The organism is Tardiphaga sp. 839_C3_N1_4, assembly GCF_051811045.1.
Lineage (GTDB): Bacteria > Pseudomonadota > Alphaproteobacteria > Rhizobiales > Xanthobacteraceae > Tardiphaga.
On sequence record NZ_JBPWQD010000001.1, the window covers coordinates 4233611 to 4253999 of the forward strand.

The window sequence follows — 20389 nt, forward strand, 5'->3', positions numbered from 1 at the left end:
CAACAGCGTCTTGCGCCTTGATCCGGCAGTGCATCTACCAAATACTTGCCGACTTGAAACATACGATGGGGCTATTTCGCCCGATGTTGAATCAGCAGGAGAAAGCATGTCGGATTTCAGGACCAGGTGGCTTGCTTTTCACAATCGACATATCGAACCCGTCTCAAAGGAAATTTTCAGTCACGTCGAAAAGATGGTGATCGGCACTTTGATCATATCGGCCGGCGCGCATGTATCGAGCGATGAGCCCTCTATCGTTCTGTTCGGATACCTGCGCCACGGTCTCGTTGGTCGTGGTGTCGAACTGTTCGGAATAATTCTATTGCTACTGAATTTCATCAATGGCCTCTACAAGCTTGCAAAGCTGGAGTGGCATGTCGCGTTTCAAGTCGCGATGTCGTTCTGTTACATCATTCTATCTGCCCGGTTGATTCAGCTGATCCTTGCCTTTCGTGGAGAGTAACGGACGCGGTCGGCGAATCACCATCGCGCAGCCTCAGTCATCGTTGAGCGAACGGCGCCAGGACGCTGGTGCAAGCCGGTGAGAGCGAAGTGCTATTGCTGGCCAGGCACTGCACGATGCGACCGCCACCCGGCGCAATGCCGCCGCAGAGCGATCTGATATCGCCGCCGCATGCTGATCTCATCACGAGCAATTCTTCGCGTGGCTGCATCGGCCGCAGCACGATGGCTGCAGGAGCGGCGGTGGCAGCAGGCGCAGCGGTTGTGGCTGCCGCGGCAGGCGGTGGGGCTGTGCTTTTCGCTGCCGCCTTTGGTGCGGCAGTGGCGGGCGCGGACTTGGTAGCCGGTGGTGCTGCTTCTGTCTTGGGTGTTGCAGCAGGCGTCGGCGCGGTAGCCTTCGGTGCTGCTGTTGGCGCTTGGACTGCGCGCACCGCGCTCGCACATCCCGCAGAAAGACTCGCCATGTTCTTTTGCAGGCACTGCAACGAGGCTTCTCCACCAGGCGGAACGCTCGAGCAATGCGCGATATAATCCGAGCGACACTGCGTCTTGATCGCGTCACGCTGCGCCTGGCTCGGCGCTTGCGCAAAGGAGGGGCTTGCGATTGCGATTAGGATTAGAATGATAGTAGCCATCGACACGCGATATGGCGCGGCCAAGCCGAACATGAAATTCATCGCTAAAATCCTCGTTGCTACTGCCCGCTCAGTCAGGGCAACTGCGTAAAATCTTCAAGAAGCGTGAGTTCTGAAAGGCATTCGCAAAACAACTTCGGTCCGACATCATTTTACGGTTTCGGTTTCACTACAAGTGGATTGTTGCTATTGATGCGGACGGCTGTCGTTTTTTGGCCAAGGATTTTTTAAGAGTCTTTTGATTGAGGCAGGGTAATGCGATTTGTGCGCGCCTGTTCATCTGGACCGAAAGATCGCATTGAGCAGCTGCAGCATGTCTCGGTCATGCGTGTTTCAAGCGTAGCGCTGGCGAGCCTCTTTTTAAGTGCCTGCGAGCAAAACACTTTCGTACCGCCACCGCCGCCGAAGGTTGAGGTGGCGGTTCCTGTGCAGCGCGGAATCACGCGTTTTCTCGAAGCGACAGGCAATACAGCGCCGATCAAGAATGTCGATCTCGTGGCGCGCGTTCAAGGCGTTTTGCAGTCGATCAACTATCAGGACGGCTCCTTCGTCAAGCAAGGCATGACGCTGTTCACGATCGAGCCTGAGACATACCAGTTGAAACTGGAGCAGGCACAGGCTGCGGAAGCCGGTGCGCAGGCGTCTGCAAAGCAGGCGGAAGCGGATTTCAAGCGCCAGTCGGACCTCGTATCCCGGCAGGTTGTTGCGCAGTCAACGCTCGAGCAGTCGACGGCGACACGCGAAAATTCACAAGCCAATCTGCAGCAGGCGCAAGTCAACACCAAGATCGCGGCCGTCAATTATGGCTATACGAATGTCATTGCGCCGTTCGACGGCATCGTCAGCGCGCATCTGGTGTCGGTTGGCGAACTGGTCGGTGTCGCGTCGCCGACCCAGCTTGCGACGATCGTGCAGCTCGATCCGATCTATGTGAATTTCAACGTCAACGAACAGGACGTGCTGCGCATCCGCGATGAGGCCCGGCGGCGCGGGCTGACGGTCAGCGATCTCAGACAGTTGCCAATCGAGATAGGTTTGCAGACCGAGACCGGTTTTCCGCACAAGGGCCAGATCGATTACATCTCGCCGACCATCAACCAGTCGACGGGTACGCTGCCGGTGCGCGGTGTGCTGCCAAATCCGGATCGCATCCTGTTGCCCGGTTTCTATGTTCGCGTTCGCGTGCCTATCGACAGGCAGGACAACGCCCTGCTGGTGCCGGATGTATCGCTCGGCAGCGATCAGGCCGGGCGTTATGTGCTGGTCGTGAATGGCGACAATGTCATCGAACAGCGCAAGGTCGTCACCGGACCGCTGGAAGGTGAGCTTCGCGTGATCGAAAGCGGGCTGAAGCCGGCTGATCGCGTCGTCATTGCAGGCCTGTTGCGTGCCATTCCGGGGCAGAAGGTCGATCCCCAACTGAGAAAGATCGAAGCGCCCGCCCCGACCAAATAGGACAGGCCATGATTTCGAAGTTCTTCATCGAGCGGCCGGTCCTGTCCAATGTAATCGCGCTGCTGATGATCCTGATCGGCGGCGTCTCGCTCTACGGTCTGGCTGTTGCGCAATATCCAGACGTGGTGCCGCCGACCGTCCAGGTAACGACGCGCTATCCCGGCGCCAGCGCCAAGACCATCGTGGACACGGTCGCGCTGCCGATCGAGCAACAGGTCAATGGCGTCGAGGACATGCTCTATATGCAGTCCTACAGCGCTGCTGATGGCACCTATTCACTCACGGTCACGTTTAAGATCGGCACCGATCTGAATTTTGCGCAGGTGCTGGTGCAGAACCGCGTATCGAGCGCGCTGTCGTCGCTGCCGACCGCGGTGCAGAATCAGGGCGTGACCGTTCAGAAGAAATCGACGGCGATCCTGTTGTTCGTGACACTGACGTCACCGAAGGCGACCTATGACAGCCTGTTCCTGAGCAACTACGCCACGATCAACATCCGGGATGAGCTGTCGCGTCTGTCGGGGGTTGGCAATGTAACGGTGTTCGGCGCCGGCCAGTATTCGATGCGGATATGGCTGGATCCGAACAAGCTGCAAGCGCGCGGGCTGATGCCGCAGGATATCATCCAGTCCATCCAGCAGCAGAGCCAGCAGGTTTCTGCGGGGCAGATCGGCATGCCGCCGACACCCCCGGGGCAGGCCTTTCAGTATACGCTGAACATCAACGGGCGGCTGGATGATCCCGGTGAATTCGAGGACATCATCGTCAAAACCGGCGACAATGGCGATGTCACGCGGGTCCGTGACGTCGGACGCGTCGAATTGGGTGCGCAGACCTACAGCCAGATTTTCTCGCTCAATCAGAAGCCGGCCGTCGGCATCGGCGTATTCCAGTCGCCGGGCGCCAATGCACTCGAGGTGGAGAAGGCTGTCGAGAAGAAGATGGCGGCGCTGGCCACGCAATTTCCCGACGACATCAAGTACGACACGCCGTTCGACACGACGAAATTCGTCCAGGCATCGATTGACGAGGTCTACAAGACCCTTATCGAGGCCGGTCTGCTTGTGCTGGTGGTCATCCTGATCTTCCTGCAGGACTGGCGCGCGATGCTGGTGCCGGCGACGACGGTGCCGGTGACGATCATCGGCGCCTTCGCGGCGATGGCGGCCCTCGGTTTCACCATCAATCTGTCGACCCTGTTCGCCATCGTGCTGGCGATCGGCATCGTCGTCGACGACGCCATCGTGGTTGTCGAAGGCGCGGCCTACAATATCGAGCAGGGCATGTCCGGCCACGATGCGGCGATCAGCGCGATGGACAAGCTATTCGCCCCGATCATCGGCATCACGCTGGTGCTGATTTCGGTGTTTCTGCCGGCGGCGTTCCTGCCTGGGCTGACGGGGCGCATGTATGCGCAATTTGCACTGGTCATCGCGGCCACGGCGCTGCTGAGCGCCATCAATGCGGCCACGCTGAAGCCGACACAATGCGCATTGTGGCTGCGCCGCCCGGTGCCGCCGGAGAAGCGCAATTTTTTCTATCGTGGGTTCAACAGGGTCTACGACCGCCTCGAACGGGGCTATGCCGCTCTGATCGGTCGCATGGTCGCGCATAGCAATCTCTCGGTTGTCCTGGCATTGATCCTGATCAGTATTGGCGGTTACGGCCTGTCCCGGATTCCCACCGGATTCATCCCGATCGAGGATCAAGGCTATCTGCTGGTCGCAGTCCAGTTGCCCGATGGTGCCGCGCTGGATCGGACTCAGCGTGTACTCGATCGGGTCAGTGAATTGGCCGCGAAGACGCCAGCTGTGGAACAGGTGGTTACCATCGCCGGCATCTCCGCGCTCGACAGCAGCTCCAGCGTGGCCAATGCCGGTGTCGCCTATCTCATCCTGAAAGAATGGAGCGAGCGCGGACCGGGACAGGATCTTCGTTCGCTGTTCGTTGGATTGAACGAGAGCCTGTCGGTGATTCCAGAGGCGCGCATTCTGGTGATCCCGCCGCCGCCCATTCAGGGCATCGGCAACGCGGCGGGCTTCGCCATGCAGATCGAACTGCGCGATGGCAATGCCGATTACAGCAAGCTGCAGGCGATCACCGGGGCGATTGTAGCTAATGCAGAGACGCAGAGTGCTTTGCAGCGCGTCAGTTCGCCGTTCCGCTCGATGGTGCCGCAATTCGATATCGAGATCGACCGTATCAAGACCCAGACCCTGCATGTCACGACGGATCAGGTGTTCTCAACCCTGTCGTCCTATCTGGGCTCGTCCTTCGTCAACCAGTTCAACAAGTTTGGCCGCACCTTTCAGGTCTACACACAGGCAGATGCCAAATTCCGGCTGACTGCCCGGGACATCGAGAACCTGATGGTCCGCAACCAGCAGGGCAACATGGTCCCGCTTGGCACCGTGGCGAAGATTACGCCTGCCGTGGGGCCGTCGCTGATCAGTCTCTACAATCTCTATCCGACGGCGACGGTGATCGGCCTGCCAGCACAGGGCTACAGTTCCGGACAGTCCATGGCGTTGATGGAGCAGATCGCGGCCAAGACTTTGCCTCCGGGAACGGGCTTCGAGTGGACGGCGATGTCGTATCAGGAAAAGATCGTCGGCAATCAGCTCTATTATGTGTTCGGCCTTGCGTTGCTGCTCGTCTATCTGGTGCTCGCCGGACAGTATGAAAGCTGGTACGCGCCGATTTCGGTGATCCTGGCCGTGCCGCTGTCACTGCTTGGCCCGATGGCGGTACTCACCGCGCTGCGGATCGAGAATAATCTCTACACCCAGATTGGCATTATCCTTTTGATCGCGCTTTCGGCGAAGAACGCGATCCTGATCGTCGAGGTGGCGATCGAGCTGCACGTGCATGATCGCAAGCCACTACTGGAGTCTGCAGTCGCAGCGGCGCGTGCGCGCTTTCGGCCGATCCTAATGACGTCCTTCGCCTTCATTCTCGGCGTGCTGCCGCTGGTGCTCGCGACCGGCGCCGGCGCCAACGCCCGCAAGTCGATCGGCATCACCGTGTTCTCGGGCATGCTCGCCTCGACCTGCCTTGCCGTCCTGTTCGTTCCAACCTTTTTTGTCGTCGTCCAAAGGTGGGAGAACTGGCGCGCCACCCGCAAGGCAACGAAACCTGCCAATTCAGCCGTCGGTGTCGGCGGCTCCAACTCGTAGACGATCGTGACGTCCGTTTCAGATGCGTCGTGTCGGCTATTATTATCTTCGCAGCACCGCGATCATCCGGCTGGCAAAAGCGAGCCTCTCCGCCATCACAGACACGAAATAGGTCAGCAGCTTCTGGCTCAATGCAGGATGGTTTTGCTTGATGTCCTCGAAGGCGTCGGCGCGCAGCAGATATAGCACGCTGGCGATCTCTGCCTGGATGGTGGCGCTGCGCGGGGTATAGGCGACAAGGCCCATTTCGCCCACCGTCGTGTAACGCCCGAGGCTGCGCACCCGCGTCAGCTTGCCATCGCCCGCCGGCACCATGATGCCGAGTCGGCCGTCCAGAATGAAGTGCATGGAATCGGCAGCGTCGCCGGCCTGAACGATGATCTCGCCGGCAACGACCTCGACGCGCTGGCAGCGGCGCATCAGTTCTTCGGAATCGTCGGCGGTGCGCAGGATCTTGGTGAACCAGTCGCGCAAGTTGGCTTCTTCTTCGGCGAGTCCACGATGCCTGACGATCACCTCGTTCTCGCACCATTCCAGCGCGTGATCGAGTTCACCCATGACCTTGACGGCGTCATCGATGAACAGGCTGGCGCGCAAATTGCGATTGGCTGACGGGTGCAGGTTGGCGAGGACCAGCGTGGTGCCGTGGCCTTCAGCGATGCGCTTGATCTGGGCGAAGCTGTGGGCCGCGGACGAGTCGATGCCCGTCACCAGCTTGAAGTCGAAGACGAGATAGCGGCATTCAGGATGGCGGCGCAGCAGCGCCTTGACGTGCAGATACAGTCGGTTGGCCGAGCCGAAGAACAGATAGCTCTGCAGATTGAGGCCCTGGATTTCGCGGCCATGTGCTGCCAGCGTGCGCTGATCCTCAAGCGACCGATCGAGCGAACTGCGATATTCCGAGCCATCGAAACTGTATTTGATCGAGGACACCCGCGACACGCTGAGCGCAAAGGTGGCGCAGCCGATCACGATGCCGATCAGCACGCCGGCCACGAAACCCCATGTGAGAATGATAATGATGATCGCCAGCAGTGACAGGTAGTCGAGCAGCGACAGCCGCTTGCGGGAGTCGACGATCCAGCGATGAAGTTGCTCCAGGCCGAGATACAGCAGCAGGCCACCGAGCACGAAGCGCGGCATATAGGCCAGCAGCGCGGGGTCGACGACGAGCATCAGCGCGGCTGCCGCGGCGACGGTGAGGCCCGAAAGCCGCCCTGTGGCACCGCTGTTGCGATTCAGGAGCGAGCGGCTGATCGAGATGCAGCCGGCATAGCCTCCGAGTACACCGGCCAGGATATTGGCCGCCCCGGTCGCATTGAGCTCGCGTTCGATATCGGCTTCCCGATGTGCGGCGACTTCGAGGCCCGTCGTATTGAACAGGGTGCTTACGGCCGTCACGAAGATCACGGCAATGAAATTGCCGATCAGTCCGGGCAGCGCCTGCCACGGGTAACCGTCGCTGAAGAATGCCCAGGGCAAGGTCAGGCTGGCTTTCGGCGGCGATGCGAAAGTCCAGCCCATTGTTTGGGCCTCGATCACGGACACGCCTGCGATCCGGAAGACGAGATGCGCCGCTATGACGCTTCCGAGAAGAATCATCGGCAGGCCTAGTGGGTTACGTGACCGATGCCAGGTCGCATAGATGGTCAGTGCCACGGCTGCCGCGGCTAGCAACTCGTAGAGCGTCATCGGATTGGCGAGTTTTGTCAGGTTCGCCCATTGCAGCTTGTAGCCGGTGATCACCTGAATAGCGCCGGCGACGATCAGGCAGGCGGTGGCGCCCAAAAATCCGCCGATGACCGGATAGGGCACATAGCGGATCGCGCGTCCCATGCGGGTAACGCCGAAGCCGCACAGCACGAGGCCGGTGATGATCGTGGCCGAGGACAGGGTGATAAGTACCGGGCCGAGCAAGGCAGACGGCGCATCGGCCGTAACGATGTGTTCGACCAAGGCTGCCGCCAGGATGGCGGTGACGGCTGCAGTAGAGCTCTCGGGGCCGGCGACCGCGAAGGGGAACGAACTGCCGAGCGCGATGACGGCGGCGATGACGCTCGCAGAGATGAAGGTCGCGGCGATGCCGTAGGGCAGCAGCGAGGCCAGCGGCCCGGTGAAGATCAGCACCGAATAGGACAGGCCGAAGCTGATGGTGAGGACGCTGGCGATCAGGCCGCCGAACACGTCATTACGCCATGCGTGCAACACGCCCGGGCTGACAAGGGAGTCAGTCATGGGCGGCTACTTTCGCAATGACGGGCGATGAGGAGGGCGGGCCGGAAGTATGTCACGCGCGAACCTGTAGGAGCGCTGCGCGACAGGCGCAACCGCCGCCGTCTCTGGTAGACGACGGCGAGATGCACGGACAAGACTATTTTTATGACAGTCCGCGGGAAAGACAGTCAGTTTGTTAGTTGATGACCAGCTCCGTGCCGGTTAGGCGGCGATAGGCCTCCAAATAGCGCTTGCTGGTGGCGTCGATCACCTCAGGGGGCAGCCGCGGCGGCGGGGCTTCGCCGTTCCAGCGGCCGGCGCGGCGCTCGATGTCGAGATAGTCGCGCAGCGGCTGCTTGTCGAAGCTCGGCTGCGGCTGGCCCGGTTTATAGACGTCGGCGGCCCAGAAACGGGAGCTGTCCGGGGTCATCACCTCGTCGATCAGGATGATGCGGCCATTGCTTTCCCTGCCGAATTCGAACTTGGTGTCGCCGATGATAATGCCGGCCTCGCGGGCGATCTCTTCCCCCTGGGTGTAGACGGCGCGGGTCATGCTCTCGAGGGTGAAGGCATCCTCCTCGCCGATAATCTGGCGCATCCGGGCGATGGTGATGTTTTCGTCATGGCCGGTCTCGGCCTTGGTGGCCGGGCTGAACACCGGCTCGGCGAATTTCTGGCTTTCGCGCAGCCCCGCTTCCAGCTTCTCGCCGGCCAGCGTGCCTGACGCGGCATATTCCTTCCAGGCCGAACCCGAAATGTAGCCGCGGATCACGCACTCGATCGGGAAGACGGTGGTGCGGCGGCACAGCATGGCGCGACCGGCCAAGGCGGCCCGGTGACCTGCGAGCGCCGGCACCTGCCCGATGATCTCGTCGGCATCGGCCGAGATCATGTGATGCGGGACCACGCCGCCAAGCTGGTTAAACCACCAGGCGCTGATCTGGGTCAGCACCGCGCCCTTCATCGGGATGGTCTCGTTCATGACTACGTCGAAGGCACTGATGCGGTCGGTGGTCAGCAGCAGCACGCGGTCGTCGCCGACGGAATAGATATCGCGCACCTTGCCGCGACCGATCTTGGGGAGGGGCAGGTCGCTGGTGGCCATCGTGGTCATGTCAGGGTCTTTCGAAAGCAGAGTCGTCCGGCGTCTGGCCGGCGGCGGCGTGATGAAGGAGTGAGCCTATTCCGGCAGCGGGATGAATTCGTGTTCGTTGGGCACATGGGCGAAGCGGCCGGTCTTCCAGTCCTCTTTCGCCTGCTCGATGCGCTCCTTGCTAGAGGACACGAAATTCCACCACAGATGCCTCGGCCCTTCCAGCGCGTCGCCGCCGAGGAACATCATGCGGGTATTGCGCGTCGCCTTGATGGTGATCGCGTCGCCGGGCCGGAAGATCAGCAGTTGCGGCCCCTCATGGCGGTCGCCGGCGATCTCGATCTCGCCATCGACCACATAGACCGCGCGCTCCTCATGGTCCGGATCGAGCGGCACGCTGGTGCCGGCCTCGACCGCCACCTCGGCATAGAACCACGGCGACACCATCGACACCGGCGACGCTTTGCCAAACGCCTTGCCGGCGATCACGCGTGCGGTGAAGCCGGTATCGGTGATGGTTGGCAGGCTGTCCGCGGCATAATGCTGGAACGACGGCGCGATTTCCTCGGAACCTTTAGGTAATGCGATCCAGCTTTGCAGACCGAGCATCTTCTGGCCGTCGCGGCGTTGCACATCCGGAGTGCGCTCGGAATGGGCGATGCCCTTTCCGGCAGTCATCAGATTCATGGCGCCGGGCTGGATCTCGCGGACATTGCCCTCGCTGTCGCGATGCATGATCGCGCCGTCGAACAGATAGGTCACCGTGGCCAGGCCGATATGCGGATGCGGCCGCACGTCCATGCCCTTGCCGGAGATGAACTGCATCGGGCCGAAATGGTCGAAGAAAATGAACGGGCCGACCATCTGCCGCTTGCCATGGGGGAGGGCGCGGCGGACGAGGAAGCCGTCGCCGAGATCGCGGGTGCGCGGCACGATCACGAGCTCCAGCGCGTCGCAGGTCTGCGCGTCGCCGAGGATCGGATCTTCTGATGGTTGCCAGCTCATGAGGGCTCCGTGGGGTTGGGGCTATCATAGCAGCATTTGGCGGGGCGGGTAAAAGGGGCTCAGCCCGGATGGATCGCTCCGTCCGGACTGAGGAATGGCTGTGCTTACAGCGGCTTGATCTGGACCTTGCGGAATTTCACCACGCCGGAGCCGTATTGCAGGGCGATCGGGCCGGCGGCGTGCTTGGTGTCCTCGACGTCGACGGTCTTTTCACCGTTCAGGATCACCGTGAGCTTCGGGCCCTTGGCGGTGATCTCGTAGGTGTTCCACTTGTCCGCCGCCTTGGGCATCGGATTGACCTTGGCCACATCGACGATAGCGCCGGTGCCATAGGACGGGTCGGGCCGCTTGTCGAAGATGTTGACCTCGTAGCAGGTCTTGCCGTCGATCACCTTCGGGTTATCGCAGCGGATGAAGATGCCGCTATTGGCTTCGGCATCGGTCCAGAACTCGGCCTTGATCTGGAAATCCTTGTAAGGCGTCTTGCTGACGAGATAAGCGAGGTCCTTGCCGGAGAGCAGCTTGTCGGCGGCGAGCGCCCCGTCCTTCATCTCCCAGTTGGCGTCGCCGACCTTGTCCCAGTCACCCATCTTGGTGCTGTCGACCAGCGTGACCCAGCCATCAGACTGGCTCATGGCAGGCTGGATTGTCGTAAGAGCCGCGACGCCGATAACGAATCCGGCCGCAATCGCTGTAACGCGCAACATAAAGGTCTCCTCCCGTTTGCTTTTTATTGGCGTGACGTTAGCCACGGGAGAATGCGGTTGTAAATCTACTTCACATTGTGCGGTGCGCTAACGCTTGATGCCTTGCGCTTAGCTGCGGGGCCGCGGGTTGTTCGTTCGTCCAGCAGCACTTTTTGCATCGCCTGGACGTTCGGCGAAGCCGCGCCCTTGCGCCAGATCAACACGGTCTCGGCGTGATTCTCGCCGCGCGGCAGGCGATGCACGGTAAGCCGCTTGCCCTCCGGGAATGTCGACAACACGCTTTCCGGCAGCAGCGCGATGCCCATACCCGCGACTACGCAGCCGAGCATGGCGTGATAGGAGCCGAGTTCGATGGTGCGCTCGGGCATCTCGCCGCGTTTCGCATACCAGTCTTCCAGCCGCTTGCGATGCGGGCAGCCGTTCTCGAACACCAGCACCGAGCGCGGCGCGCTGTCCTTGCGGCCGATCGGCGGATGGCGTGGCGACGACACGATCACCGGCTCCTCGTCGAACGCATGCATGCGGTCGAACGGTGCCGCGGCAATCGGCTCGGCCACAAAGGCGGCGTCGAGATCGCCGGCGAGGATGCCCTTCGCGAGGGTCTCCGGGTTGCCGATGCGCATTTCAAGCTGCACGTCGGGATAGCGGCGGTGAAATTCATGGAGCGGTCCGGGCAACCGTACCGCCGCGGTGCTCTCCATGGCGCCGAGGCGGAAGACGCCGCGCGGCCGCGGGTCCTGCACCGCATCGCGGGCCTCGTCGGCGAGCGCCAGCAGCCGGTCGGCATAGCCGAGCAGCGTTTGCCCTGCTGGCGTCAGATGCAGGCGCTTGCCCTCGCGCACGAACAGCGCCGTGCCGAGATCGTCTTCGAGCTGACGCACCCGCGTCGTCACGTTGGACTGCACGCGATGCAGCCGCTCGGCGGCGCGCGTCACGCCGCCTTCGCGCACCACGGCGCGGAAGATGCGCAGCTCGGACAGATCCATGCATCTCCCCATGAGATCGAAATGATCATAATTATTCATTTTATGGGATGAAATGCGCTGGGTAAACCATCATGGCCAACGTCACCGCATAAGCGGAGAGGGGCGGACATGATCGACAATGAACCCGAACCGCACGCGCACGATCCGCGCTACCTGACGCCGCTGCAATGGACCGCGCTGAAGCGATCCATCGTCCGGGGCATCCATGTCGAGCGCGGCCGGATGTTGCGTGCGATGGCGATCGCCGTCGTCGCAGCCCTGCCCCGCGGCTGGCGCAGCCTGCGCGAGCGGCAACAGGCGCGAGACCAACTACGCTCCATGAGCGACTACGAATTGCGCGATATCGGCGTGACCCGCGCCGCCATTGATGCCGTGACCCGCCACGGCAATGACGATGCGACGCAGGACGCGCCACAACGATCATATCAAAACTGGAGAGCTATGATGTCGAAAGCCTACTGGATTGTCCGCGTCTCGGTGCGCGACGAGAGCCGTTATCCGGAATATCTCGCCGCGGCCAAGCCGGCGTTCGACAAGTTCGGCGCACGGTTCATCGTGCGCGGCGGCGCCTTCGAAACCATGGAAGGCGACGCCCGCGATCGCAATGTGGTGGTGGAATTCGCCGACCGCGCGACCGCAACCGCCTGCTACCGTAGCCGGGAATACGAAACCGCCAGATCCATCCGGCAAAAATACGCCGAGGCCGATTTCATCATCATCGACGGCGCCTGATGTCCGTTACCGGCCCAGTGCCGTCGCCGTTGCCACGCGGTCGAAAGTCTCGAGCGAGAGGATCGCATCCGCAAATTTCTCGGCGCGATTGCTCAGCACGGGGCGCGCGAGCTGCAGGAACTTCTGCTGCATGGCGGCGGCATCGGGAAACGATGTCGGCTCGCCCGAGGGATCGGCATAGATGCGCTCATGCACGCCGTCCTCGGTGGTGATGCTGACCCGTGCGCCGAACGGGTGGCGCTTGCCTTCGAGGCGTTCGTCCTGAACCACGTCGAAGCGGTCGGCCAGCGTGTTGATCGCGCTGTCGCCGAGGCGCTTGTAGTCGTCCCAGCCGAAGCTGCCCTGGTCGAGCGCGAGCGCGCCGGTGAAGAACATCGAGAACTGGCCGCCAACGATGGAGGTCGGGTGACGCTTGGTGGCGGCGTCGCCGGTCAGCGTGATGCCGTTGCGATGCAGGCCGATCTCGACGCGCTTGACCTGCTCGGGCGTCAGATTGTGCTCGCGCCGCATCGCCACCAATGCGTCGATGGCCGCATGTGTATAGCGGCAGCTCGGATAGGGTTTGATGCCGATCTTCATGGTCTCATAGACCGAGCCGAGATCGGCCACGGCCCTCTCCGGATGCGCATTATCGCTATAGCCAACCAGGAGGCCGTGCTTGCCTTCGACGGATTCGGTCGCGCCGATGAATTCGTTGCGCGCCAGAGTCGCGGCGATCACGCCGTTCATGGCGGCGGCGCCGACCTGGTAGCGCTTGTTCCAGGCGCCGTTGACAAGGAATTGCAGCGAGCCCGCGGCCTGGCTACCCGACACGCCGAAGGCTGAAATCAGCTGATCCTTTGAGAGCCCGAACAACTTGCCGGCTGCAGCCGCAGCACCATAGGTGCCGGCCGTCGCGGTGGGGTGGAAGCCCTTGGCATAATGCGAGGTCGGGTCGAGGGCGTTGCCGAGCCGGCAGCAGACTTCATAGCCGGCGACGATGGCTGTGAGCACCTGCTTGCCCGATGCGCCGACCATTTCGCCGACGGCGAAGGCGGCCGGAACCACCGGCGCGCTGGGATGCAGCGAGGAATCGGCATGGGTGTCGTCGAAATCGAGCGAGTGGCCGAGCGCGCCGTTGAGCAGAGCGGCCACAGCTGGCGTCCAGGTCTTGCTGTCGCCGAACACGGTGGATTCGCCCTTGCCGTCCAGCGACAGGGCTTCCAGCATCTTCAGCAGTGAGGGGGTGGATTCAGCCTCGCTGCGGGCACGGATGGTGCTGCCGAGATAATCGAGGGTGAGGACCTTGGCGCGCTCCAGCACGTCCCGCGGAATGGCGTCGAACTTCAGGTCCGCGACATAGGCGGCAAGCGTTGCAGTCTCATTGGCCATTGTGTTTCCTCACTCTTGTTGAAATAGCCTTAGGCGGACCAAATCGGCGTTTCAAGCGGCCATGGCGACGCGTGGATCAGCCATGTTTAAACAGACTTGCTTTAAACAGTCTCGCCGAAGCCGGTGGACCAAAATTCATTTCAGGGATCAATTTGTGACATGTCCGCATCGAAGCGAATTCTCGGCTTCCTGAAACGGGTGGTTGCTTTCTTCCGGGCGCGAAAGGTCGAACTCGGCCTCGGCGTCCGGGTGACCACAGCGGCGCTTGCGGCGCTGATCATAGCCCTGACCGTCGGGTTGAAACTGCCGCTCTGGGCCGTGCTGACGGCGATCATTGTCACCCAGATGAGTGTCGGGCGGTCGTTGAAGGCAACGCGCGATTATCTGGTCGGGACCATCGGCGGTGCCATTTACGGCGGCGCGGTCGCGATCCTGATCCCGCATTCCAATGAAGGCGCGCTGCTCGCCGTTCTGGTGTTGGCGGTGGCGCCGCTGGCCTTCATCGCGGCGATCAATCCCAGCCTCAATGTTGCAACGGTGACAGCGATCATCGTGCTGCTGCTGCCGATGATGAATCACAACACACCACTGGAATCCGCCATCGACCGCGTGCTCGAAGTGACCGTGGGTGCGATCACCGGCTTGTTAGTGTCGTTCCTCGTGCTGCCGTCGCGGGCGCATAGCCAGGTCCGGGCCAGTTCGGCAGAGGCGCTCGATCTGATCGCGACGGCGCTAACGGAGCTGCTGGCGTCGCTGACGCGCGGGCGCGACAATGAGGCACTGCACCGGTTGCAGGACGGCATCGGTCACGCTCTTACAAGTCTGCAGGCGATTGGAGCCGAAGCCGAGCGAGAGCGTGCGGCGCATTTGTCCCGCGGACCCGATACAGGTCCGTTGCTGCGTACGACGCTGCGGCTGCGGCATGACCTGGTGATGATCGGCCGCTCGACCGTGGTGCCCTTGCCATCTGCGCTTCAGGTTCGTCTTGCGGGCCCACTCTCGCGCGTGAGCGATGCCATGACGACGTTTTTGCATTCGACGGCCGTGGCACTGCGCAGCGGCACCGGCGCGCCGGCGATCTGGCCGGTGCAGACGGCACTACAGGCCTATGCGGGAGAGGTCGCGGCGCTTCGTCAGGAAGGTCTGACGCGCGGATTGCCCGGCGATGTCGCCGAACGCTTTTTTGCCATCGGCTTTTCGCTGGAGCAGATGCGGCAGAACCTGAAGGATCTCGAACGTTGCGTCGCCGAATGGGCGGCCGCGGACGCTGACCCGGTCAGCAAGGAACCTACTGACGTGACTTGAGCAATGCCAAGGCGTGGAGCTGAAGCTTTTCCGGGTCGCGCTCGCCGCGCGACGCTTCATCGAGAATGCTGCTCGAGAGTAACTGCACCGCATCCGATGAAATCCGCAGCGGCAATTCGTCGAGGCAGCGATCCAGCGCCGTTGACATCGCGGTCACCATCTCCGGGCCGAACGCCTGGTTTCGCGGATCGTCAGCCTGAGGTGCCAGATCGGGAGACGCAACGTCCCGAATGCGTGCCGACAGCCGCGCCGCCTCGGCTAGCACACGTAGGTAGATCAATCCGGCCTCGCTGAGCGCCTCTTCATCGGTCTGTCCTGACCGCGCCACGGCGACAATCCGCGCGGCAAGGCGGCGGCGGTTCTCTGGCGTGTCTGCGGACTCGCCTTCATGTGTCACAAAGGGCTGCCAAGCGGCATCAAACGCGTGTGCCAGCGTGACTTTCAACTCGTCGTTCTGCGGATCAATCTCGGTAAATGGCATATGAGCTAACGGGCTGCGATGACCCAGGTTCCCACGGCCACCGCGGCAAATTCAGCGCGTGACCTGCCGCAGCATGGAGCGGACCACCATCCGGTGAAACGGCTTGATGACCGTCAGATAGATGCGTCCGAGCCAGTTGTGCATCAGCACTACCGTCGTTGCCGTAACGCGCTGGCCAACGCCGTCTGCTGCGACGTCGATCACGACGCGGAAATCGAGATGGCTGTCGTTGAAGCCTGCGACAAGGCGCTGCGGCGTCTCGCTGAGCACGGGGAAGAAGCCGACCTTGTCGACATCCGAGTGACGCGCGGATTGCGCCGTCTTCAGCCCGAAGGGCGCAACGATCAGATCCCGCAGCCGCATCAAGGCGTCCACCCAGCGCGGGGAACGGCTGAACATGCGGGTGGCGGCGTCGCGGGCGGTCAGGTCTGTCGTCTCGGTGGAGATGCTGAATGCATCGGCGAATTGCGCGCCGGTCAGCAGGCTGTGAGTGTCGATTGTCGGGTGAACCATGGAGATGGTCATCAGGACCTCCGTAGACGTCAAAAAGCGGCACCGCGCGCCGTTGGTTACGCCGCTCTGCAGCATAACATGTCTTTGCGTCCGGCGCCCGATACTCCCTAAGATCACGGAAAAATCAGGCAAGACTTGTTTAGGCAAGACTGGCTTAGCAACACTTGGTCGGGGAGATTCGGGATGGCTTGGCTCAGGCTTGCTCCGCTCTGTCTGGCGCTGTTCGCGCCACTCTCCGCATCTGCGCAGGACTATCCCACTCGCCCCATCACACTCGTCGTGCCATTTGCCGCTGGCGGCAGTTCCGACGTCAATGCACGGCTGATTGCCGAGCAGATGGGCCGGCATCTCGGTCAGCCCATCGTGATCGAAAATATTGGCGGCGCGGGCGGGGCCGTGGCGCTCGCCCGCGTCGCGCAGGCTCCGCCAGACGGCTACACCATCGTGCAGGGTAATAGCGGCACCAATACCGCAGTTTATCTGTTCACGCCTGATGTGAAATTCGCGCCGTCGGATTTTGCAGGCATTGGCATGTTCAACAAGAGCTCGGCGATGGTCGCTATCCGGCGCAATTTTCCGGCGGAGAATCTCGCGCAATTCATTGCCCATGCGAAGCAGAATCCCGGCAAGCTGAATATCGGTCACTCCGGCGTAGGCTCGCAGAACTATCTGTTCTGCAAGGCTTTCGCCCAGGCCGCGGGTATCGACGTCACGCTGGTCGGCTATCGCGGCGGCGGTCCGGCATTGAACGATCTGATCGGCGGGCAGATCGACGGCATCTGCGATTCCTCGGCCTCCGTGACCCCGGCCATCCAGGGCGGTCTCATTCGCGCCATCGCGCTGGCATCCAGAACGCGTCTGCCGCATTTGCCTGACGTTCCGACTGCCAGCGAGGCCGGATTGCCGCAATTTGAAATATCCGGTTGGTATGCGCTGTTCGCGCCGAAGGGCACGCCCGCGCCGATCATCGGGAAGCTCAATGCCGCGATGCGCGCCGCCGTTGCCAACCCCGATTATCAGAAACGGCTCGACGATCTCGGCTCCATGCCTGCTGGCGAGGCTGAAATGGCGCCGGCCTATCTCACGGCCTTCGTGCCGCAGGAGATAGAGCGGTTTCGAAAGATGCTCGCTGACAGCAAGTGATTCAAAGTCGGATGACCTATGCAACGGTACAGTATGGCCGTCATCGCTTTGATGTTATAAGGGTTCCAGTGCGGCTACCGGTGGGGGAATGCGTTGGCTTACGATCGTTCGACCGTTGAAGCGGTCATCCAGCATTATTTCGATGGCCTCTACGAGGCTGATGCCGAGAAGCTTGGCGCGATCTTTCATCCGAGTGCAGATCTGCGCTGGGTGGAGAATGGCGAGCTGAAGGTGCTGGCCATGCCTGACTGGATGGCCATGGTCCGCAAGCGCAATTCGGGCAAGGTCGAGGGCAAGTCGCGCGAGGACTTTATCGTCACGGTCGATCGCTCCGATGACAAGACAGCCTTTATCAAGGTGCGCTGCCAGCTGCCGCCGCGTTACTTCACCGATTACCTGATCGCGATGAAGCTGGCTGATGGCTGGCAGATCGTCTCGAAATCCTATCGTTACGACGTGAAGGACTAACAGCGCGGGTATCCTGCCTGCTCCTGCAGACGCAGCGAGCCAGGTTCGGTTGCGCGACGTTGATTAGAAGTATCAAAAATTGCGATTGATCCCGGTCGGAATCCGTTCGCGGGCTTGACCTAAGTCAATCGCTGTGGCGGCGGAGTGAGCTACTCTTGATGGTGTGGGGATGCTCTGTGCCGATCGGGCGCTGCGCGTCTTGCCTGACGAGCCGCCGCGAGACGAGCAGGGGATGACCGGATGATCGCGCAATTGACCAAATCGGAGCGGCAGCTTGCGCTGATCATCCTGCTGGTCTTTACGACTTGCGGTCTCGCGATGGCGATCGCCGGCCGTCAGGACCCGCTCGGCGTCCATGGTGCGATTGTCATGCTGGCTGGGATCGCCGGCATCTTCGGTGTCATCTATGTCTATTACGAGCCGGAGCCGGACGAGGCCCGGCTGGCGCTGTATTACGATGACCCCACCAAACTGGCGATCATCCTGGCGATGATCTGGGCCGTCATCGGCATGTTCATCGGCGACTGGGTTGCCTGGCAGCTGGTGTTTCCCAATCTGACATTCGATGCCGGCTGGTCGAGCTTCGGCCGCATCCGCCCCGCGCATACCAGCGCAGTGATCTTCGGCTTCGGCGGCAATGGGCTGATCGGCACCTCGCTCTATGTGCTGCAGCGCACCTCGCGCGCGCGATTGCCGGATCAGATCAGCCCGTGGTTCGTGCTGCTCGGTTACAACCTGTTCTGTGTGCTCGCCGCCACGGGCTATCTGATGGGCGTCACCCAGTCGAAGGAATATGCCGAGCCGGAATGGTATGCCGACCTTCTGCTGGAGATCGTCTGGATCGTCTATTTCATCATCTATATGCGGACGCTGGCGCGGCGGAAGGAGCCGCATATCTACGTCGCCAACTGGTACTACATGGCGTTCATCCTGGTGGTGGCGATCCTGCACACCGTCAATAATCTGGCGATGCCGGTCTCGTTCGGTCACGCCAAGAGCTATTCGGCCTTTTCCGGCGTGCAGGATGCGATGACCCAATGGTGGTATGGCCACAACGCAGTCGCCTTCTTCCTCACCTCCGGCTTCCTCGGCATGATGTATTACTATCTGCCGGTACGGGCGGGGCGGCCGATCTATTCCTACCGGATGTCGATCATCTCGTTCTGGGGCATCACCTTCATGTATATGTGGGTGGGCTCCCATCACCTGCATTACACGGCGCTGCCGCAATGGGTGCAGACGCTCGGCATGACTTTCTCGCTGATGCTGCTGATTCCTTCGTGGGGTTCGGCGGGCAATGCGCTCCTGACGCTGAACGGTGCCTGGTACAAGGTGCGCGACGACGCGACGCTGCGTTTCATGATGGTGGCCGCGGTGTTCTACGGTCTCACCACGTTCGAGGGATCGTTCATGGCGATTCGCTCGGTGAATTCGCTATCGCACTACACCGACTGGACTGTCGGTCATGTCCATGCCGGCGCGCTCGGCTGGGTGGCCATGATCACCTTCGGCTCAATCTATGCGTCGGTGCCGTGGCTGTGGAAGCGCGAGCGGATGTATTCGCCGGCGCTCGTCGAATGGCACTTCTGGCTCGCTGTTGCCGGCCTCTTCACATACGTCTTCGCGATGTGGAATTCAGGTATCATCCAGGGCTTGATGTGGCGCACCTATAATAGTAGCGGCACGCTGTCTTATTCCTTCATCGAGACAGTGATCGCGATGAAGCCTTATTACGTTGCGCGCGCGGTCGGCGGGTTCTTCTTCCTCGCTGGCGCGGTGATCGGTCTCTACAACATCGTCATGACCATCCGCACTGCTGGTCAGCCGGCCGATGAACGCGCCGCAGATCGTCCGGTGGCACAGCCCGCTGGCGTGCCAGCGCTGCAGCCGGGAGAATAGCGATGGGTTTCCTCGGTCTGCACTACAAGCTCGAACGCAAGACGATGAGTCTTGCCATCGGCATTATCGTTGCCGCCAGCATCGGTGGCCTCATCGAGATCGTGCCACTGTTCACGATCCATCAGACGGTGGAGGATGCGCCGGATATGCGCGTCTATACGCCGCTCGAAATCGCCGGCCGCAACATCTACATCCGCGAGGGCTGCTACGCCTGTCATTCGCAGATGATCCGCACATTGCGCGATGAGGTCGAGCGTTACGGGCCATATTCGCTCGCGGTCGAATCCAAATACGACCATCCGATGCTGTGGGGCTCGAAGCGTACCGGACCGGATATCGCGCGCCTCGGCGGCAAATATTCCGACGAATGGCACGTCAAGCATCTAATCAATCCACGTGACGTGGTGCCGGAATCCGTGATGCCACCTTATGCCTATCTCACGCGCGCCAAGGCGCGGATCGACGATCTCGGTCTGCATCTGGCCGCGCTGCGCAAGGTCGGCGTGCCGTATACGGACGAGATGATCGCCAACGCATCCAACGATGCCTATGGCCAGACCTCGCCGGATACGCCCTTCGCCGAAGGCGTCACCAAGCGCTATGGCGAGGCAACCAATGTGCGCGCCTTTGACGGTCAGCCCGGCGAGCCGACGGAGATGGATGCGCTGGTCGCTTATTTGCAGATATTGGGCAAGCTGACCGATGCGGCTCACAAGGCCAAAACGGCTGCGGTGGGAGAATAAC

The 20389-nt window shown here is 61.5% G+C and carries 17 protein-coding genes and 1 pseudogene; 10 read left to right on the plus strand and 8 right to left on the minus strand.

The annotated features are described in order from the left end of the window. Window positions 1-106 precede the first annotated feature (106 nt). The 3 genes from AB8A38_RS20280 (at window position 107) to AB8A38_RS20290 (ending at window position 5728) form a co-directional block, all read left to right on the plus strand. A complete protein-coding gene (locus tag AB8A38_RS20280) occupies window positions 107-463 on the plus strand; it encodes a hypothetical protein (protein WP_439087196.1) in 357 nt (118 codons plus the stop codon). 958 nt (window positions 464-1421) lie between these two features. Then, window positions 1422-2552, plus strand: a complete 1131-nt coding sequence (locus AB8A38_RS20285) for an efflux RND transporter periplasmic adaptor subunit (RefSeq protein WP_439087197.1) — start codon at window positions 1422-1424, stop codon at window positions 2550-2552. 8 nt (window positions 2553-2560) lie between these two features. Next, the gene (locus AB8A38_RS20290; protein WP_439087198.1) at window positions 2561-5728 is read left to right on the plus strand and encodes an efflux RND transporter permease subunit; all 3168 of its coding nucleotides are present in this window, start codon (window positions 2561-2563) and stop codon (window positions 5726-5728) included. Window positions 5729-5770: 42 nt separating this feature from the next. Here the strand turns inward: AB8A38_RS20290 and AB8A38_RS20295 are convergent, their stop codons facing one another. The 5 genes from AB8A38_RS20295 to AB8A38_RS20315 form a co-directional block, all read right to left on the minus strand. Continuing rightward, the gene (locus AB8A38_RS20295; protein ID WP_439087199.1) at window positions 5771-7963 is read right to left on the minus strand and encodes an SLC26A/SulP transporter family protein; all 2193 of its coding nucleotides are present in this window, start codon (window positions 7961-7963) and stop codon (window positions 5771-5773) included. A gap of 175 nt (window positions 7964-8138) precedes the next feature. Beyond that, window positions 8139-9056 (minus strand): phosphoribosylaminoimidazolesuccinocarboxamide synthase, encoded by a 918-nt coding sequence (locus AB8A38_RS20300; RefSeq protein ID WP_439087200.1) that lies wholly within the window; start codon window positions 9054-9056, stop codon window positions 8139-8141. A 66-nt stretch (window positions 9057-9122) separates the two neighbouring features. Then, window positions 9123-10040: a pirin family protein gene (locus AB8A38_RS20305; protein ID WP_089263359.1), complete on the minus strand. Its 918-nt coding sequence runs from the start codon at window positions 10038-10040 to the stop codon at window positions 9123-9125. A 104-nt stretch (window positions 10041-10144) separates the two neighbouring features. Continuing rightward, entirely contained in the window at window positions 10145-10747 is a 603-nt protein-coding gene (locus AB8A38_RS20310) for a 3-keto-disaccharide hydrolase (RefSeq protein WP_089263360.1), read from the minus strand. A gap of 65 nt (window positions 10748-10812) precedes the next feature. Continuing rightward, window positions 10813-11733, minus strand: coding sequence for a LysR substrate-binding domain-containing protein (locus tag AB8A38_RS20315; protein WP_439087201.1), 921 nt, complete (start codon window positions 11731-11733; stop codon window positions 10813-10815). 234 nt (window positions 11734-11967) lie between these two features. On the opposite strand from AB8A38_RS20315, the pseudogene AB8A38_RS20320 reads away from it, so the two are divergent. Together AB8A38_RS20320 and AB8A38_RS20325 are read left to right on the plus strand one after the other, a co-directional pair. Next, window positions 11968-12087: pseudogene (locus AB8A38_RS20320) on the plus strand (DUF1127 domain-containing protein); the annotation flags it as partial. A 90-nt stretch (window positions 12088-12177) separates the two neighbouring features. Further along, window positions 12178-12465: a DUF1330 domain-containing protein gene (locus AB8A38_RS20325; protein ID WP_439088568.1), complete on the plus strand. Its 288-nt coding sequence runs from the start codon at window positions 12178-12180 to the stop codon at window positions 12463-12465. A gap of 6 nt (window positions 12466-12471) precedes the next feature. Here AB8A38_RS20325 and AB8A38_RS20330 read toward each other — a convergent pair whose 3' ends face one another. Further along, complete coding sequence (locus tag AB8A38_RS20330) at window positions 12472-13836, minus strand: MmgE/PrpD family protein (protein ID WP_315839814.1); 1365 nt, start codon at window positions 13834-13836, stop codon at window positions 12472-12474. A gap of 159 nt (window positions 13837-13995) precedes the next feature. Here AB8A38_RS20330 and AB8A38_RS20335 point away from each other — a divergent pair, with 159 nt between their 5' ends. Next, window positions 13996-15141 carry an FUSC family protein gene (locus AB8A38_RS20335; RefSeq protein ID WP_315839813.1) on the plus strand — a complete coding sequence of 382 codons (1146 nt, stop codon included), beginning with the start codon at window positions 13996-13998 and terminating at the stop codon, window positions 15139-15141. On the opposite strand, the gene AB8A38_RS20340 is transcribed toward AB8A38_RS20335, so the two are convergent. Together AB8A38_RS20340 and AB8A38_RS20345 are read right to left on the minus strand one after the other, a co-directional pair. Next, a complete protein-coding gene (locus AB8A38_RS20340) occupies window positions 15125-15586 on the minus strand; it encodes a hypothetical protein (protein WP_439087202.1) in 462 nt (153 codons plus the stop codon). The two genes, AB8A38_RS20335 and AB8A38_RS20340, sit on opposite strands and share 17 nt — an antisense overlap. 87 nt (window positions 15587-15673) lie before the next feature. Next, window positions 15674-16147 carry a DUF2867 domain-containing protein gene (locus AB8A38_RS20345; RefSeq protein ID WP_439087203.1) on the minus strand — a complete coding sequence of 158 codons (474 nt, stop codon included), beginning with the start codon at window positions 16145-16147 and terminating at the stop codon, window positions 15674-15676. A gap of 171 nt (window positions 16148-16318) precedes the next feature. On the opposite strand from AB8A38_RS20345, the gene AB8A38_RS20350 reads away from it, so the two are divergent. The 4 genes from AB8A38_RS20350 to ccoO all read left to right on the plus strand — a co-directional run bounded on the left by AB8A38_RS20350 (window position 16319) and on the right by ccoO (window position 20388). Continuing rightward, window positions 16319-17278: a tripartite tricarboxylate transporter substrate-binding protein gene (locus tag AB8A38_RS20350; protein WP_439087204.1), complete on the plus strand. Its 960-nt coding sequence runs from the start codon at window positions 16319-16321 to the stop codon at window positions 17276-17278. Window positions 17279-17371: 93 nt separating this feature from the next. After that, entirely contained in the window at window positions 17372-17746 is a 375-nt protein-coding gene (locus AB8A38_RS20355; RefSeq protein ID WP_315839809.1) for a nuclear transport factor 2 family protein, read from the plus strand. Between the two features lie 240 nt (window positions 17747-17986). After that, window positions 17987-19645: a cytochrome-c oxidase, cbb3-type subunit I gene (gene ccoN, locus AB8A38_RS20360; RefSeq protein ID WP_439087205.1), complete on the plus strand. Its 1659-nt coding sequence runs from the start codon at window positions 17987-17989 to the stop codon at window positions 19643-19645. 2 nt (window positions 19646-19647) lie between these two features. Next, entirely contained in the window at window positions 19648-20388 is a 741-nt protein-coding gene (gene ccoO, locus AB8A38_RS20365) for a cytochrome-c oxidase, cbb3-type subunit II (RefSeq protein WP_315839807.1), read from the plus strand. Window position 20389: the final 1 nt, after the last annotated feature.